Genomic DNA, 16,024 nt, shown 5'->3' on the forward strand with positions numbered 1-16,024 from the left:
GATATGGACATTGATTCCTATGATGCAGAGGATGCCGTCGAGGTTCTCGAGGGTGTCCACTTGGCCCAACTTGTTACAGGTGACCGGGCAAGTTTCCAATATTTCTGTATTGAACCACGTGCTATCGTTGATACGCATAGCCATGAACACGAGCAACTCGGCTTCATGAACAGAGGCGAACTGGTCTTCACTATCGACGGGGAGGAACAATTCGTCGGGCCCAACGAATCCTCTGTGATTCCAGCAGATGAACCTCGCGCTGCCGAAAACCGTAGTGACGACGTTTCAAGTGGAATCGAAGTGTTCGTACCGTCACCCGAGACCCCTCCCTGGGTCGAGGGGGAAGAGACGTGAGCGATCACCGCCCTCGTCTTGGGATCACGATGGGAGATCCATCAGGGATCGGTTGTGAGATTTCCGTCAAGGCGTACGAAGAGGCACGCGATGTGGCCGACATCATCGTCGTTGGAGATGCCGACGTGATGCGCAAGGCGATGCAGATCTGTGACGTCGACTTCGCAGTTAATGCCATCGACGCCGTCTCTGAAGCACGATTTGAGGCGAGTGTACTTGATGTCCTTGACGTTGATAACGTCGATTCGACAAACCACGACTGGGGTGACTTACGCAAGGAGTATGGGAAGGCGAGTCTTGAATACGTAGAACATGCCATCGACTTCGCGTCTGACGGTGACATCGATGGCATCGTCACTGCGCCCATTAACAAGCAATCAACACAGATGGCCGGGAGTGACCACGCTGGACACACCGGATTACTCGCTGAACGCACGGGTGTAATGACCTACTCGATGATGCTCATCGAGGAGAACCTCCGGGTCACTCATGTTAGTACTCACGTCCCTCTTCGTGAGGCCTGCGATCTCGTCACCACTGAGAATGTCCTCGACACCATTTATGTCACACAAGACGGTCTCCGCGACCTCGGATTCGAAGATCCCACCATCGCTGTCGCCGGGCTGAATCCCCATGCGAGCGATGGCGGACTCCTTGGCGATGAAGATCTCGAGGAGATTGTGCCAGCCGTCGAGCGCGCCCAAAAAGAGGGCATCGATGTTGAAGGTCCCAAGTCTCCAGATACTGTCTACGTTCAGGCGGCTCGGGGAAATTACGACTGTGTCGTCTCGATGTATCACGATGAGGGACACATCCCAATCAAGCTCCTTGGATTCGGCAAAGAAGGTGAGGTCAGTGGTGTCAACATGACCGTTGGTCTGCCTATCGTACGGACGAGTGTTGATCACGGAACGGCGTTCGACATCGCAGGTGAAGGAATTGCCTCACCTCGGAGTATGATTGATGCGATCGAGGTAGCAGTTATGGCTGTTCGTAACCGCTAATCCCAGAATTATCCCGTTCCTCAATCTGGACGGGTTTCTTTTTTTGCAGTCTGATTTGTTATTTTTCACTTACCATCTGAGTTAAATTGGCTTCTATCCCTTACTACGATTCCGATTACCGAGTATAGGATGAAAGTAAGTGGTAAAGAGATAGTATTGATGGCGAAAATAGAAAGTAAAGTGTCTAATTTAATGTCTTAACGCTGAATAACAACTCGTAACACGGAGTTAGATTTAAATACATACAATTGGATAATTAGTTCGTATGTTAGATAATAGCAAGGCAGTAGACCGTAGGAAGCTATTAAAAGCTGCGGGAGTCACGGGGATGGCCGGCCTTGCCGGTTGTCTGGGTAACGGTGGTAGTGGAGGTGGAGGTCAAAGTGAATATCTCAAAGCCGCCAATTCAATCAACTTTGGGGAAAATTGGGAAAAACGCCGCCTGACCACGCTCGACGAGTGGAAGATCGAGGATCGGAAAGCCGTACCTAGCGGGAACAAGCTTACGAATAAAAAAGCTTGGAAAGGTTCACAGTCAGTTAAGTCGGCACCCTGGAAGCCTCCAAAGGGTTGGAAAGATACGGCCGCCTCGGATATCAATAGCATCCAAATACTGAACTTCGGGGATTTAAAATACGATCCTGCGACAGTAGCAACGAACGCGATGTTCGAGGATCGCACTGGTATTAAACTCGAACCCCTCGAAATTGTTGTCGATCAAGCAATTCAGAAAGAGACATCATTCTTGAAGGCTAATCAGTCAAAACCGCAAATGTTCAATATCGTTAATGCTGACTCTCTTTCTTCCTTCGTGCAAGGGGGACATCTGACAAATCTCGATCCATTGATGTCGAAGAGTAAGATGTGGGATCCATATCAGCCGGTGGCTAAGCAGACGATGAAGTACCGAAAGCACACCTACGCGGGTCCTACTTACCTTGAAGGTAGTTTAGTGCACGTACGTCCGGATCTTCTCAAAGAACAGGGCGTTCCCAAAGATTCGGTGAAGTCCATCTTAAACGGAACCTGGACATGGGACGACCTTGAGGCCGCCATGAAGGCGTTCGAGGGTACTGGTTCATACGCGTGGGCATATCGTGGTTCCTCACGTGTCTATACGATGCGGGACTTCTTGAAGTTATTTTACCAGGCAGGCGGGTCATTTGTACAAGAAGATGGATCTTTGAAGATAAATTCTAAAGCCGGCTATACTGCCCTGAGCAAGATGGTTGAGTGGCGTGAGAAGGGATGGGTGCCCGATTCGGTCGTCAACTATGGTCAGGGTGATCTCGCAGATGGCTTCCTGTCCGGCCAATTCGCGATGGTTCCAGTCTTCGGTGACCTGGTGCCGAAATCACTAGAGAAATACAAGAAAGGCGAACAGTACCAACCTACTCTCAGCCCAAAGGGCGGAAAAGATGCGCCTACCCCAACTCGCGCAGGCGTCGCCTCTCCGACTAGCGTCGCTATCAACACGAATGCAAGCAAAGGTGCGAAGCTCGCATCACTTCTCTACCTCGACGCATGCCTCAGCCAGTCTAGTCAGTGGTGGCAGTTCGTCACAGAAGGAAATCAGTCCTACAGCAAGCGCGTCTACGAAGAAGCAGCAAAAACAGATGCTGCCAAGTTTGCAAAGATCCGTGGGAAGCAAGTAAAGCTTAATAAAGCCGAAGTTTTCCCACAGGAGCGTCCGATCAAACAACGAGTCAGTCAAGAATGTCAAAAAGCCATTGCGGGCAATATCTCCGCTAAGAAGGCGCTCGATAGTGCACAAGACTTCATCAACACGGTCACTGGTCAGTGACTATTCCCTCACACATATGTCACATCAAACAGAGACTTCCTTTACGGAACCCGAGACGAGATACGAGGAAATTCGCTCTCAGATTTCGGGGATCGTAAACGATCATATCCTCCTCGTGCTGCTGGGGCCAGCGTTGTTGGTTATTACAGCCATTTTCATCTATCCCGTTATCCAGCTGGTCAAACAATCGTTCTATTTGACCATCCCAGGTGTCCCGAACCGGTTCATTGGGCTTGAGAACTTCGCCAATATGTTCAATGAACAAGAATTCTGGAGTTACTTCCAACAGACATTGATCTACTCGTTCGGGTCGCTTCTAGTTAGTTTGGGTAGCGGTCTCACCGTTGCATTTGCGATAAATCACATCACAAACCAGCGACTGCGCAATGCCTACTCTACAGTCTTAATGTTCTCGTGGGCGATTCCGCTAGCTGTCGTCGCCCTCATCTGGAAGTGGCTCTTCACCGGCAACCAACTTGGATTTATCAACATGGTCTTGATGGACCTCGGTCTCATCAGCCAACCCTATGCGTGGCTGGCCAATCAACAATTAGCGATGTTGATAGTGACGCTGACCGATGCTTGGGCGCGGATGCCGTTTGCGATGATCGTGTTGTTAGCGGGCTTACAATCGATTCCCCAGCATATGTATGACGCTGCGAAGGTCGATGGTGCAACAACATTCCAGACGTTCCGTGCCATCACCCTTCCGTACCTCCGGCCATACATCGCGATCGTTGCGCTGATTAACTGGATGTTCGCCTTCCGTGCGTTTGCCATCATCTTCCCGATGACTCGTGGTGGACCCGGAACGCAAACAACCGTATTCAGCATCTATATCTACCGAACTGGCATGGTCAACTTCAACTACGGCCAAGCTTCCGCAATCGCGGTGTTCATCATCCTGATATCGCTGGCCGTGGCCACCTTCTACGTGACGAAAGTGATGGGAGGTGTGCAAGAAGAATGAGTTTGACTGATGAGGGCCACGAACGCATAAATTACGAAACCAGACAGCGGTTTTGGGACATCATCGAGAGCAAGTACGTCGTCCACCTTGTACTTGGGCTTGCGGTTCTCACCGTCATCGTGCCGCTCTTCTGGGAATTCTTGACGTCACTGAAGACGAATGATGCGGTCTATAATATGTCATATATACCACAAAATCCGACGCTCTCGACCTATTACAACGTCCTCGTCCAGCAGAATTACTGGAAGGCACTGCTGAACAGCATCATCATCTCAAGCACCACTACGGCAATCGTAATGGTACTCGCGACACCGGCGGGCTATGCGTTCAGCCGATTCCGGTTTCCCGGGGACAATATCATCTTCATCGGCGTACTGTTTTCACGGTTGTTCCCACCAATCGGGCTTATCGTCCCCTATTACCAGATTATGGCCTGGTTAGGACTGCTTAACAGCCTTCCAGGCATTATCATCGCACAGGTGTATCTCTGGCTTCCGCTGATGATCTACATCATGCGGAATTTCTTCATGTCCATCCCGTCGGATCTCGACGAGTCCGCCCGCGTGGACGGCTGTACAAAGTTCCAAGCATTCCGCAAAATTGCGTTACCGCTGGCAGCACCAGGTATAGCAGCGTGCTCCATCCTGACGTTCCTGTACTCATGGCGCGAGTTCCTCTTCTCGCTCATCGTCACGACCGACCTAGCGTCGATGCCCATCTCGGTGGCTGTGTACAAGTTCGTCGGTGACGTCTCCGTCCAGTGGGCGGGTCTGGCAGCCGCGAGCATGGTCGCCATAGTACCGACGATTATCATCGTGATGTTCTTCCAGCGGTACATCGTGAGCGGACTGACCGCGGGCGCACTGAAAGAATGAATATTAACAAGAAGAACCTATGAGCGAATCAGATTCCACAACGGCCGATATTTCGGCTTCGACCGATCGTACAGACGACGAAGACATTAACGTCCAGATCGACGGCTTCACGAAGGTCTTTCAGAATCAGACCGGCGACGATGTCGTCGCAGTCGAGGACGTGAACATCGACATCCGGCGGGGCGAGTTCCTCGTCTTCGTCGGACCGTCAGGGTGCGGAAAGACGACGACGCTTCGAACCGTTGCCGGCCTGGAGACCCCTACGGAAGGGCGCATCATTATCGAAGACGAGGACGTCACGGGACTCGATCCACGGGAACGTGGTATCGCGATGGTGTTCCAAAACTACGCGCTCTATCCCCACATGACGGTTCGCAAGAATATGTCATTTCCACTCCGAATTCGGAATTATCCAGAGACCGAGATTGACGAGCGAGTCCAAGAGGCAGCTCAACTGCTCGAAATAGCCGACCTGCTTGATCGGAAACCTTCGCAACTCTCGGGCGGTCAACAACAACGCGTGGCGCTCGGTCGCGCTATCGTCCGTGAACCGTCGGTGTTTCTGATGGACGAGCCACTCTCGAATCTCGACGCAAAGCTCCGAGTGCAGATGCGGACGGAGCTCAACGAGATCCACCAGCGCGTCGGGAAGACAACCATATACGTGACCCACGATCAGGCCGAGGCGATGACTCTCGGTGACCGCGTCGCCGTTCTAAATAATGGTGAACTCCAGCAGATCGGCAAGCCTCAAAAACTCTATGACCGACCGACGAATCGCTTCGTGGCTGGGTTCATCGGCGAACCACCGATGAATTTCATGGATATCGATCTCGTCAGTTCTAACGACGCTTTCCGTATTCAACGCGAAACCATGGATCTTGAACTCCCAGACGACGTCAATAGCGAACTCGATGGATACGCGAGTGAACTCGATGACGTGACCTTCGGAGTTCGTCCCGAGGATCTCCACGACGCCTCTGAGGTTCAGACGGTACCCGTTACCGAGGAGAACACCTTCGAAGCCAACGTTAAGGTCGTTGAGCCGATGGGTTCGGATAAATTCCTCACCGTCGAACCGTTCGAGGACGAATCCGAAATCAGTGCACGTGTCTCACCCGACAGTGGTGCCTCGGTCGGTGACATCGTCACCCTGGTGGTGGACATGGACAAGGTTCATATTTTCGATGAGCAGACAGGTGACAACGTCACCAAGCATCGATAGCCGCAAAGCTCAACCTGTTTTTCACTCTCCGTCCTACGCGTAACGCCGAAGTGACACGCTCCCTGCCGTAGGTAGTAGTTGTCGAACGAGATCGATCTCAATTGGGGACGATCAGCGTGAGGTCTAGCGCGGCGTTCACGAGAGGAACAGCGATTGTAGGGTGATTCGGGGATCTCTCACCTGTTTTCCGGCGGTATCCTAAAGCGGCAATAGATGAGGATACCGTCGATAATACAATCGGAACTCTCGATACCGTCTAATTATATCGGACGAATTGACTGTCTCGGTCGGTCTCACGGATAGGCTGTCCTCCGAGCGTACGTGGACTGGAGGTATCTGATGCTTCGAAAGCAGCCACATTCTTGCACGCGCCGGGGAACTTAGTTATCGTGGAAAAGGTGGCCAAGGCGTGGGAATTACGATATGGACAACACTTATCCAGTTCCTCGATAAATTGGCGGCTATGTCTACCCATACCACATCGGTATTTGAATCATCGCTCTCCGAACTTCATATCGACTGTACGCGTACAGATAGTTCCGAGTTTGTCGATATACTGCACGACGTTATCGAAGAACCTGCAGTTGGCACACCGTTTGAGGGATACGACGTCTCACTCGAAAACACGCGAGTCGAGCTCAACCCTACACCACGTCAACTACGGAACGCTGCAGTAGGGGTCACCCCCATCGAACGAGCGATCGCTGAGTACGGGTCGCTCGTCATTGAGTCGAACACCGCCGGCAATGAACCGGTCAGCCTCTATCCGCCGACACACGTCGGCGTCGTAAGGGAGAGTGACATTATCCCGGACGTCGAGTCGGCGACTACCTACCTCTCAAACCGATTCACTGCCGGGAAGTCCACCGTCTTCGCAACCGGTGTTAGTTCGACAGGTGACATGGGTGCCCTCGTCGAGGGTGTCCATGGACCGAAGACCGTCCACGTCATCCTCCTTACTGACCAATGAGTGCAAGTAGAGCACGTCGTCGGAAAGCAGAGAAAATCCGCCAACTTCTGAAAACAGAGGGGGACGCCATTCACGAGAATACATCGGTGTTCAACGAGGATCGGTACAACGCAATCGAGGGCTTTGACAAGTTCGAGAATCTCCGAACCGAGGCGCGCGCTATCAAGGAGGAGGCTATCGAAAATCTTCCTACCCTCCTCGATCAACTTCGCGAAAGCGTTGAGGCGAATGGTGGGAATCTCTATCTCGCTGACGGTGCGGCAGATGCCAACCGCTACATCGAGGAGATCGCCAAGTCTGAAGACGCGGAGACACTCGTGAAGAGTAAGTCGATGACTACCGAAGAGCTCGAAGTCAACGAACACCTAGAAGAAATAGGTATTGACGTCTTTGAGACGGATCTCGGCGAGTTCGTCTTGCAGGTTGCAGACGAGGAACCGTCGCACCTCGTCGGCCCGTCGCTTCACAAGTCTAAGGACGACGTCGCCGCTCTGTTTAACGAGTATTTTGCCCCGGAGGAACCCTTCGAGACGGCCGAGGAACTCACCGCGTTTGCCCGGGATTATCTCGGGGAAAAGATTTGTTCAGCCGATCTTGGAATGACCGGAGCGAACTTCGTACTCGCCGAGTCGGGCACCATCACCCTCATCACGAATGAAGGTAACGCCCGAAAGTGCGCCGTGACTCCTGATACGCACATCGCTGTCGCAGGCATTGAGAAAATCATTCCCGACGCAGAGTGTCTTCAGCCGTTCATAGAGCTTATCTCCAAGACTGCAACTGGTCAGGATATCTCGCAGTACGTGACTATGCTCACACCACCTGTCGATTCACCAACTATTGACTTCGACCGTCCCGACGAGCCAATCGGATCCGGCAAGCGCAACCGGGAGTTCCACCTCGTCCTCGTCGACAACGGTCGATTGGCGATGCGCGAGGACGACCAGCTCCGAGAGACGCTATATTGCATCCGGTGTGGCGCCTGTGCGAACTCCTGTGGTAACTTCCAGCACGTCGGCGGCCATGCGTTCGGCGGTGAGACTTACACCGGTGGTATTGCTACCGGCTGGGAGAGCGGCGTCCACGGTCAGGACGCCGCGTCTGACTTCAACGACCTCTGTACTGGCTGTTCACGCTGCGTCAATGCGTGCCCGGTGAAGATAGATATCCCGTGGATTAACACGGCTGTCCGTGACCGGGTCAACCGCGCAGATGACTCTAAGACGTTTGACTTCCTCGTCGAAGGACTAACGCCAGATACCGAGCCGAGCGGTCTCGATATCCAGAAGCGGGTGTTCGGGAACTTCGAAACACTCGCGAAACTAGGGAGCGCAACTGCACCCCTCTCAAATTGGATTACTAACATTGACCCAGTGCGGATCGCAATGGAAAGGTATCTGGGTATCGACCCACGTCGAGATCTCCCATCGTTTGAGCGCGAAACGCTTGTAGACTGGTTTGAGAGCCGCCGTCCGCGGACGCCTAACGCCACCGCCGATCGTAAGGTCGTTCTCTACCCAGACGTCTACACTAACTACGTGATGGTCGACCGAGGGAAGGCCGCAGTCCGGACACTTGAGGCGCTCGACGTACACGTCGAACTCACGGCACCCGCAGAGAGCGGGCGGGCCCCACTTTCACAGGGGATGATTTCAACGGCAACCGAGTGTGCGACCGAGATCGCCGACGATCTTGATCCATATATCGAAGCGGGTTTTGACATCGTCGTCATCGAACCGAGCGATATTGCCATGTTCCAGCGTGAATACGAAAAACTGCTCGACGATGATGTCCACGACAGTATCCGCGAAAACAGCTACGAGATCATGGAGTATGTCTACGGCCTGTTCCACAACGGCGCCGACCTGGACGTGCTTGCCGACCCCGATGGTTCCATCGCGTATCACAGTCACTGCCAACAACGAACCCTCGGTCTCGAAGTGTACACCGAGGCCGTTCTCTCTGATCTTGGCTTCGATGTCGTAACCTCCGACGTCGAGTGCTGCGGCATGGCCGGGAGTTTCGGCTACAAGAGCGAGTACTACGAGTTGAGCATGGAAGTCGGGTCGGATCTCGAGGCACAGTTCACCAACAAGACCGACAAGACACTCGTGGCGAGCGGAACCTCGTGCACGGAACAGATGGAGTCGTTGTTCGGCCGGGAGATCACTCACCCGATCGAGCTGATCGCCCCGACTCGGTAGGGGTAACTGGAGCTCTGTACAACAATTCGATGATGGCACTGTCTCCCCTCCCTACTCGCTTCGCTCGCTCCTTGAGGATGGGGGATTAGCGTCTATATTCAGCGAAAATTTAACCTTGACGTGACTGCGGATGAGGATCTACTCGACTTCTAATCGTCTGCGGGTACGGCATGTGGGCCGTGGCTCTCAGCGACGCGAAATCCTACGAGGGCTGCGCCTGTCCATGCGAGGGAGCTCGCGGCGATGAACGTCGTCTCGAAGCCGACAACCATCGCAGAGATGCCGAACAGCGGCGGCCCAACCATCCCACCAAGCCCACGGGCAGTCGACCGGAGGCCGATGAGTTCGGACTCACGTTCGACCGGCGCGACATCGCCGATGAAGGCTATGATACCAGTCTGGAGAGCAGAAAACGCTGCACCCAGAGCGAACAACCCTACTCCGGCGATGAGCACGCGAAAGAAAAGCAAGTCCGGAAGCGTCGCAAGTCCGAGGAAGAATGAGTAGAATCCGCTTCCCGCAAGGCCGACGACGATGAGTTGCTTCCGACCGATGTCGTCGGCAAGCCGTCCCATCAGATACATTCCGCCGATTTGGACGGCAGGATTTATTGCGAGAAGGATACCCATCATAAATGGGGAGACGCCGACGTTCGAAACGAGGTAGACGGGGAGCAGGCTCGTCATCCCGAGGACAGTCAAGCTCCGGAGGAAAGAGGCGACGTATAGCCACTGGAGACCGTTCGTCCGCAGGTGATCGATGCCTGTGGTCGGAAGAAGCCGGCGAATTGTGTATTGTGCGATATGGCTTACGGTGATCTTGCGATTATGGTCGGGTGTCGGATCCTCGATAACGAGACAGGCGACGGCGACAATGGCCGAGAATACAGCGAGTAGGAGGTAGACGGTTGAGCGAGCGAACAGTTCGATGAGCGCTCCGGAGGCGAATTGGCCGAGCATGAAGCCGACCGCAGCGGCGCTCGAGAACAATCCGACGGCTCGACCACGCCCTGCGTCGCCACCCTGCTCACTGACGACCGTCAGCATCACCGGTAGGAATCCAGCCGCGAAGATAGCGAATAGGGTGCGGAAGCCGAGCGATCCCAACACACCGTCGACGAACGTTAGCGGGAAGACGGCGGCGGCTGCTAGTGCCGCCGAGAGGACGAGAACTGCCCGGCGGCGGCCTGTCACGTCCGCGATCGCGCCCCAAACCGGGGAGAACACCATTAGACCAAAGAAGAACGTCGCCGTCACTAGGCTGACGGCGAGGGGCGTTCCGACGCGGCCGACGTAGATGGCCATGACGGTACCCATCAGAATAGTAGCACCCTTATTGGCAGCAGCTGCCACCGCAATAGCTATGTTCTGTCCGCTAGTCTGTCCTGTCGAACCGAACTTCACAGCGTTACCACCTGGGTTTGTTCCGCAACCAATTCGATCGGTCGATGTCGTCCATTGCCTCTGCGTACTCCGTCGCCGTTGACTTAACCGGGGAGTACGCTAGCGGGTCGGATTCTTCGTACTTTTGGCGGGGGCGCTCCAGACTGCAGACCGGTTCATTTAGTGCTCGGCCGATGAGGTCGTGGAGGGCCATGTCGATTGCACCGTAGACCGTGTTTTGAAGTTTCAGTTCTAAAGGTCTGCGCTCGAAGGGATTCATCCCTTTGACGAGATTACGAACCCTATTCAGGGCTTCACTTTGATCTCTGTATGTTTCCCCGAGGCCAACCTCACCGTCAATCGTCGTGAGCCGAACCAGTGCTCGTGCCGCAATGTCGCTATATCCTCCCCACGAGTTTCGGAGACGGGGTTCTCGATAGGCAGCCGGGATAACTTCTACGTTAGTAACGTGCATATGGTGTCTGTTGTCGTATCTATTATTAATTCTCCCCCTCGAAATTGATCTTCTGTTTCATCTTGCCTAAAGGCAAGTCTTTTAGTGAGTTCTAAAAGCATGATTATTGATAGCAATGACCTATGAGCCTTTGAAGGACGATCTCCGAGACGTTGCCTTCACGAATCCGACGCCGTTCGACGAGGATGGCGAGATGGTTCTCCATGACGAACTGGCGTCGAACATCGAATACGTCCGGAATGCTGGCGCTCGTCTAATCGTTCCCTGTGGCAACACCGGCGAGTACTACTCCCTCTCGAACGACGAGCGAGTTGCTGTCGTCGAGACAACAACGGAAGCCTTCGAAGGTGCTGGATCCGTCGTCGGTGGCGTCGGGGGAAGCACGAAGAACGCAAAGATGCTCGCCGACCGCTACGCAGATGTAGGGGCTGACGCTATCATGGTAATGCACCCGGTTCACACCTACATGCACGAAGATGGCATTCTTGACTACTACCGATCGCTCGTCGACCACACGGATCTTGGTGTCGTCCTCTATAAGCGTGGAGCAGAACTCACCCACGAGCATATTCGCGCACTCTCAGAACGTGAGAATGTGGTTGCGGTCAAATATGCAGTTGGTGATCTCTCGGCGTTCTCGAAGGGCGTCCGAACAACTCCCGGAGATATTGTTTGGATCAATGGCATTGCCGAACGATTCGCTCCCTCGTTCCACGTGGAAGGTGCCGAGGGCTTTACGACGGGTATTGGAAACTTCATCCCGCAGAAGGTTCTTACCCTTCAGGAAGCGCTCGATGATGGTGATCTGACGCGTGCGAAGAAAATCCGCGACCTGCTCCGGCCATACGAGGATCTTCGCGAAGAAACCGGTTCGAACAACCGCTTTAGCTCGGCAAACAACGTTCCCGCCGTCAAGTACGGTCTCGAACTTGCAGGTCAATACGGCGGTTCCGTCCGTGAACCACTGGTCGCACTCTCAGAAGATGACCAAAAGCGCGCAGAAGAGTATTACGAGGTCATTTCCGATGCATCACTGTGAACTACCCCACTCTATGTGCCTCACACGTTAAGGGTGGGGCTTCCTGCTTCGAGAATGTACTCTGCAGGGACCGAAGCGGTTCCCGTAGGAGCACGGTCTCCATAGGTATTGATCCGGGGCGTCCCGCTTCGATATCTGCGTTCTTCAACCCGAAAACCAAGATATTTTACACCGTGTTCCAGTTCCTCTTCGTTGTGACTCCACACGACGGACAGGAGTGCTCGCGTACCCAGCGTGGCTTATCGGACGACACGCCACACGCCACGTACTGCTTGGTCGTTCCTCGTGGGTTGACAGCGACGTTGGGTCACTTTTATACCACCTAATCACCAAGCACCCGACAATGGACGTTGGTAACACGGATCTCGATATAGAAGATGTTGATAAGACCGAGTGGACGATACAAGACGAGGAAGCACGTGAGCACATCCGCCGATCAACGGACGAAATCGCCTCGCTTGTCCGCTCTACAATTGGTCCTTACGGGTTAGAGAAACTCATCGAGACTTACGACTACCAGAACCAACCAGAAGTCGTCCTTGCGGCGGACGCAGACCAAATTCTCGCCGCAGTCGAACGCGGAGACGGCTTCAACGAACCGGTCGCTGCGTTGTTCGTCGATGCAGTCGACTCGATGCAGCGAGGACTAGGTGATGGAACCGCAACGGCGCTCGTTCTTACAGATGCACTTATCAAGAGGGGATTCGATCTTATAAAAGACGGTATCCATCCAAGTGCAGTTATCGTTGGCTATTCGATAGCCGCAAATCGAGCTGGCAAGGTGCTCGACGACTTCGCTCGGGAGTGTCCCCTTGACGACCACCAATTGCTCCGCCAAGTCGCAAGCACAGCAATGACCATTGATCTCGATGATGCGGCACGGTTCCAGTATGCAGAACAAGTGGCTGACGCCATCGTTGGACTCGCTGAGGCAACGGACGGCCAGTGGCTTAACACTGATGACGTGGATGTCATCGCCGACACCGGTGTCGAAGAGCATCTGTACCGTGGCGTTATTGTCCAACGCCACCCTTCTCCCATCCAAGAGGACGAAGACTCACTTGCTGCGTTCGATTGGACACCCACCGTTAAGGATACTCTCGAAGATGCGACGGTGGCGATTATGGATAGTGAGGTGTCCTTCGGGAAGACTGCGACATCGCTCGAGGAGACGCGACTCTCCTCGCTGAACACCCTCAAACAGCAACAGAGGGCGCTCGTCAACAGCCGAGAAGCATTTGCCGACCATCTCGCCACGCTTGAGGTAGATGTATTTATCTCACAGGAAGACATCGACGATGACGTTCGAAGTGCCCTTGAGCGGGAAGGAATTACAGTTATCGACCGCGTTCAATATCCAAAATCGGACATTACCCGTTTAGCACGGGCGACAGATGCCTCGGTCGTTTCGCACATCGATGATTTCACACCGGATATGCTTGGAACCGCCGGCCGCGTACGTGAGTTGATCCTCTCGGACGAGAAGTGGATCATCTTCGACGAATGTGAGGGCAGTGTCTTCTCTCTCGTTGTATCGGCCGACACAGCGTTTGCGGCGACCGAGCACGAGCGTATCGTCTCGAATGCTCTTGAGGTCACCACGATGGCAGCAATCGATCAGCAGGTAATTCCAGGTGCGGGCGCTCCGGCCGCCGCTATCGCAAGTGATCTGCGCCAGTACTCTCGAACGATTGCTGAGCGGGAACAACTGGCTGTAGAGGCGTTCGCCGATGCCCTCGAGGACTTCCTGAGGTTACTCAGCGAAAACGCGGGATTCGACCCGATCGACGTCGTGACGACTCTCCGGAATGCGCACGCCGACGATTCAGTCGTCCCACTCGGCATGAACTTCACATCCGGAGAGATCATGGATGCCTGGGAGGCTGGCGTTGTTGAACCTCGGCGAGTGTTCTCGCAAGCGATCGAGACCGCCTGCTCGACCACCGAGCAGCTATTAACCGTCGACACTATCTTATACCCAAATGTCAATCTAGAGTCGTTTTCACCCGAGATAGAGCACGATTAATGCATACTTCCAGATCCTGGATCAGGTACGTCAACGCCGGTCGTTTCACCTTTTTCCCCAAGGTCAGACGCTGCTAGTTGCTCGTCGATTCGTATAAGTTGAACGGCGAGATCCGTAGCGACGGTAAACGTCGCGCGAACTTGTTCCGGCGGATCGACGAGTGAATCGTCGGCGAGTACGTCCCGGGTTTCGCCAAGGATAGAGTCGACGCCATAGGTGTCCCGTCCTTCAGTATGTGCGACGATAAGTTGGATGATTGCCTCCCAACCATCTGCGCCACCGTTTCGGGCGAGCGCGCGCGGGACAGTAGAAAGGGCCACAGCGAAGGCCTCTACAGCCAATTGTTCCCGTCCCGAGATCGATCGGGCGTGCTTTTTGACGGCTTGGGAGGCCCCAATTACGGCTGCACCGCCGCCGGGAACAACGGTTTTACTATCGCGCGCGCTTGCTGCTGCGAACAGCGCGCGTTCCACGGACGCTTTGAATTCGGAAGTTGCACGTGGATCGGGAGCTCGACAGAAGAGAGTATAGACTGATTTCGTTCGACCCTCGACGTGAACCATATCAGTTCCCGCATGCCGCCGCACATTGATATCCCCTTGTCCAAGGGACTCAGCAGAGACGTCCTTGAGCGACGGAACAACCGTCGCTCCGGTCGCACGAGCGATTCGGCCAAGGTCGCCATCATCGACCTGTGGTACGGCGAGGACGCCCCGGTTTGCAAGAAAATTTACGACTCGTTCGTTTACCGCCATCGAGGTGAAAATAACGTTACAACCCGCATCGACGGCTGTGGTGAGTGTCTCACGGAACTGCGCCCGTTCGTGCTCGCTAAGAGCGTTCCGAGTCTCAAAGGAGTCTACGTGAAATTGAGTCTTACTTGAGGAACCAGTTCCGCCGACGTTTGGGACATCAAGTGTGGTCGTGAGGACGGCCACGCCGGCGTGGTTGACCGATCGCGGCATTGTTTCCACAGCGGGGTTGAGGTCAAGAACGACCCCAGGGACGAGTTGCGTCTCGGCCTGTGCTCCGCCAATGCGAGAGGTGACCTTGACCGATTGATCGACCGATTTTTGGTCAGATTCGGCAACCTCGTCGAGAACCTCTGTGATATACTGAGCAATCATTGTGTGCTTACTCACGTCACGCGTGCCCGTAAGAGCAGTCCGTGCGACAGCAGCCGTGCCGAACTCATCAAGAGGTCTGGCGTACTGATCCAGGTACTCACTCGCGACGTTCATCGCCTCACGGTAGCCGCGCTCGATGACGGTTGGGTGACACCCCTGATCAAGAAGCCGATTTGCCTCCTTCAGGAGCCCCCCTAGGATCGTAATAGCGGTTGCTGCTCCGTCCCCGTGTTCCTTAGAGAAGTCGGACACAGCTGTTGTGAGGAGCGAGACCGCGGGATTTGACACGTCCAAACGTTCGATTATCTCGGAACCCGACGATGTTGTTGTGACTGTTCCGTTAGCCTCGATGATCATCTTGTTTGCCCCGAAGGGACCGAGCGACGACTGGACGATATCACACACTGTCTGAATGTCGCGCGTGATCGAGGTTTCTTTTTCGTTGGTCATGGTTGATAGTGTGTGGCACTGCTCTTATGTTTGTTGTAGAATCCATTCTTGAGAACTTGATTCTCATTCTTCCATCTATTTGGAAGAATAATTAAGGACCAATAAATTTGGGTTGGGGC

Annotated in this window: 13 protein-coding genes and 1 pseudogene; 10 read left to right on the forward strand and 4 right to left on the reverse strand. The window is 54.1% G+C overall.

Annotated features, from left to right (window positions below; translation table 11 throughout):
- The first annotated feature begins 3 nt into the window (after positions 1–3).
- The 8 genes from LIX00_RS15935 (at position 4) to LIX00_RS15970 (ending at position 9,406) form a co-directional block, all read left to right on the forward strand.
- Positions 4–354: a cupin domain-containing protein gene (locus LIX00_RS15935; protein WP_227355969.1), complete on the forward strand. Its 351-nt coding sequence runs from the start codon at positions 4–6 to the stop codon at positions 352–354.
- Complete coding sequence (gene pdxA / locus LIX00_RS15940) at positions 351–1,358, forward strand: 4-hydroxythreonine-4-phosphate dehydrogenase PdxA (RefSeq protein ID WP_255679361.1); 1,008 nt, start codon at positions 351–353, stop codon at positions 1,356–1,358. The genes LIX00_RS15935 and pdxA overlap by 4 nt, the downstream gene beginning before the upstream one ends.
- 265 nt (positions 1,359–1,623) lie before the next feature.
- Positions 1,624–3,162 (forward strand): ABC transporter substrate-binding protein, encoded by a 1,539-nt coding sequence (locus LIX00_RS15945; RefSeq protein ID WP_227355970.1) that lies wholly within the window; start codon positions 1,624–1,626, stop codon positions 3,160–3,162.
- A gap of 16 nt (positions 3,163–3,178) precedes the next feature.
- Positions 3,179–4,132: a carbohydrate ABC transporter permease gene (locus tag LIX00_RS15950; protein ID WP_227355971.1), complete on the forward strand. Its 954-nt coding sequence runs from the start codon at positions 3,179–3,181 to the stop codon at positions 4,130–4,132.
- The gene (locus tag LIX00_RS15955; protein ID WP_227355972.1) at positions 4,129–5,007 is read left to right on the forward strand and encodes a carbohydrate ABC transporter permease; all 879 of its coding nucleotides are present in this window, start codon (positions 4,129–4,131) and stop codon (positions 5,005–5,007) included. The genes LIX00_RS15950 and LIX00_RS15955 overlap by 4 nt, the downstream gene beginning before the upstream one ends.
- Positions 5,008–5,026: 19 nt before the next feature.
- On the forward strand, positions 5,027–6,232 hold the full coding sequence (locus LIX00_RS15960; RefSeq protein WP_227355973.1) for an ABC transporter ATP-binding protein: 1,206 nt from the start codon (positions 5,027–5,029) through the stop codon (positions 6,230–6,232).
- A 463-nt stretch (positions 6,233–6,695) separates the two neighbouring features.
- Positions 6,696–7,202, forward strand: a complete 507-nt coding sequence (locus LIX00_RS15965; protein WP_227355974.1) for an LUD domain-containing protein — start codon at positions 6,696–6,698, stop codon at positions 7,200–7,202.
- Positions 7,199–9,406, forward strand: a complete 2,208-nt coding sequence (locus tag LIX00_RS15970) for an LUD domain-containing protein (protein ID WP_227355975.1) — start codon at positions 7,199–7,201, stop codon at positions 9,404–9,406. Before LIX00_RS15965 ends, LIX00_RS15970 begins: the two co-directional genes overlap by 4 nt.
- 149 nt (positions 9,407–9,555) lie before the next feature.
- On the opposite strand, the gene LIX00_RS15975 is transcribed toward LIX00_RS15970, so the two are convergent.
- Together LIX00_RS15975 and LIX00_RS15980 are read right to left on the reverse strand one after the other, a co-directional pair.
- The gene (locus tag LIX00_RS15975; protein ID WP_227355976.1) at positions 9,556–10,809 is read right to left on the reverse strand and encodes an MFS transporter; all 1,254 of its coding nucleotides are present in this window, start codon (positions 10,807–10,809) and stop codon (positions 9,556–9,558) included.
- A 4-nt stretch (positions 10,810–10,813) separates the two neighbouring features.
- The gene (locus LIX00_RS15980; protein WP_227355977.1) at positions 10,814–11,263 is read right to left on the reverse strand and encodes a mandelate racemase/muconate lactonizing enzyme family protein; all 450 of its coding nucleotides are present in this window, start codon (positions 11,261–11,263) and stop codon (positions 10,814–10,816) included.
- 115 nt (positions 11,264–11,378) lie between these two features.
- Between LIX00_RS15980 and LIX00_RS15985 the strand changes: the two genes are divergently transcribed.
- On the forward strand, positions 11,379–12,302 hold the full coding sequence (locus LIX00_RS15985) for a dihydrodipicolinate synthase family protein (RefSeq protein WP_227355978.1): 924 nt from the start codon (positions 11,379–11,381) through the stop codon (positions 12,300–12,302).
- A 20-nt stretch (positions 12,303–12,322) separates the two neighbouring features.
- Here LIX00_RS15985 and LIX00_RS26310 read toward each other — a convergent pair.
- A pseudogene (locus LIX00_RS26310) lies at positions 12,323–12,603 on the reverse strand (zinc ribbon domain-containing protein); the annotation flags it as partial.
- A 42-nt stretch (positions 12,604–12,645) separates the two neighbouring features.
- Between LIX00_RS26310 and LIX00_RS15995 the strand changes: the two are divergent.
- Positions 12,646–14,328, forward strand: coding sequence for a TCP-1/cpn60 chaperonin family protein (locus LIX00_RS15995; RefSeq protein ID WP_227355979.1), 1,683 nt, complete (start codon positions 12,646–12,648; stop codon positions 14,326–14,328).
- Here LIX00_RS15995 and LIX00_RS16000 read toward each other — a convergent pair.
- On the reverse strand, positions 14,325–15,905 hold the full coding sequence (locus LIX00_RS16000) for a TCP-1/cpn60 chaperonin family protein (protein WP_227355980.1): 1,581 nt from the start codon (positions 15,903–15,905) through the stop codon (positions 14,325–14,327). The genes LIX00_RS15995 and LIX00_RS16000 overlap by 4 nt on opposite strands.
- Positions 15,906–16,024: the final 119 nt, after the last annotated feature.

It is taken from the genome of Haladaptatus salinisoli (genome assembly GCF_020614375.1).
GTDB lineage: Archaea > Halobacteriota > Halobacteria > Halobacteriales > Haladaptataceae > Haladaptatus > Haladaptatus salinisoli.

Bases quoted from the DNA above. Each gene is read 5' to 3' on its own strand.
- LIX00_RS15995 (WP_227355979.1), top strand. From the start codon at position 12,646: ATGGACGTTGGTAACACGGATCTCGATATAGAAGATGTTGATAAGACC.
- LIX00_RS15960 (WP_227355973.1), top strand. From the start codon at position 5,027: ATGAGCGAATCAGATTCCACAACGGCCGATATTTCGGCTTCGACCGAT.
- LIX00_RS15980 (WP_227355977.1), bottom strand. From the start codon at position 11,263: ATGCACGTTACTAACGTAGAAGTTATCCCGGCTGCCTATCGAGAACCC.
- LIX00_RS15955 (WP_227355972.1), top strand. From the start codon at position 4,129: ATGAGTTTGACTGATGAGGGCCACGAACGCATAAATTACGAAACCAGA.
- LIX00_RS15985 (WP_227355978.1), top strand. From the start codon at position 11,379: ATGACCTATGAGCCTTTGAAGGACGATCTCCGAGACGTTGCCTTCACG.
- LIX00_RS16000 (WP_227355980.1), bottom strand. From the start codon at position 15,905: ATGACCAACGAAAAAGAAACCTCGATCACGCGCGACATTCAGACAGTG.
- LIX00_RS15945 (WP_227355970.1), top strand. From the start codon at position 1,624: ATGTTAGATAATAGCAAGGCAGTAGACCGTAGGAAGCTATTAAAAGCT.
- LIX00_RS15950 (WP_227355971.1), top strand. From the start codon at position 3,179: ATGTCACATCAAACAGAGACTTCCTTTACGGAACCCGAGACGAGATAC.
- LIX00_RS15965 (WP_227355974.1), top strand. From the start codon at position 6,696: ATGTCTACCCATACCACATCGGTATTTGAATCATCGCTCTCCGAACTT.
- LIX00_RS15935 (WP_227355969.1), top strand. From the start codon at position 4: ATGGACATTGATTCCTATGATGCAGAGGATGCCGTCGAGGTTCTCGAG.
- LIX00_RS15970 (WP_227355975.1), top strand. From the start codon at position 7,199: ATGAGTGCAAGTAGAGCACGTCGTCGGAAAGCAGAGAAAATCCGCCAA.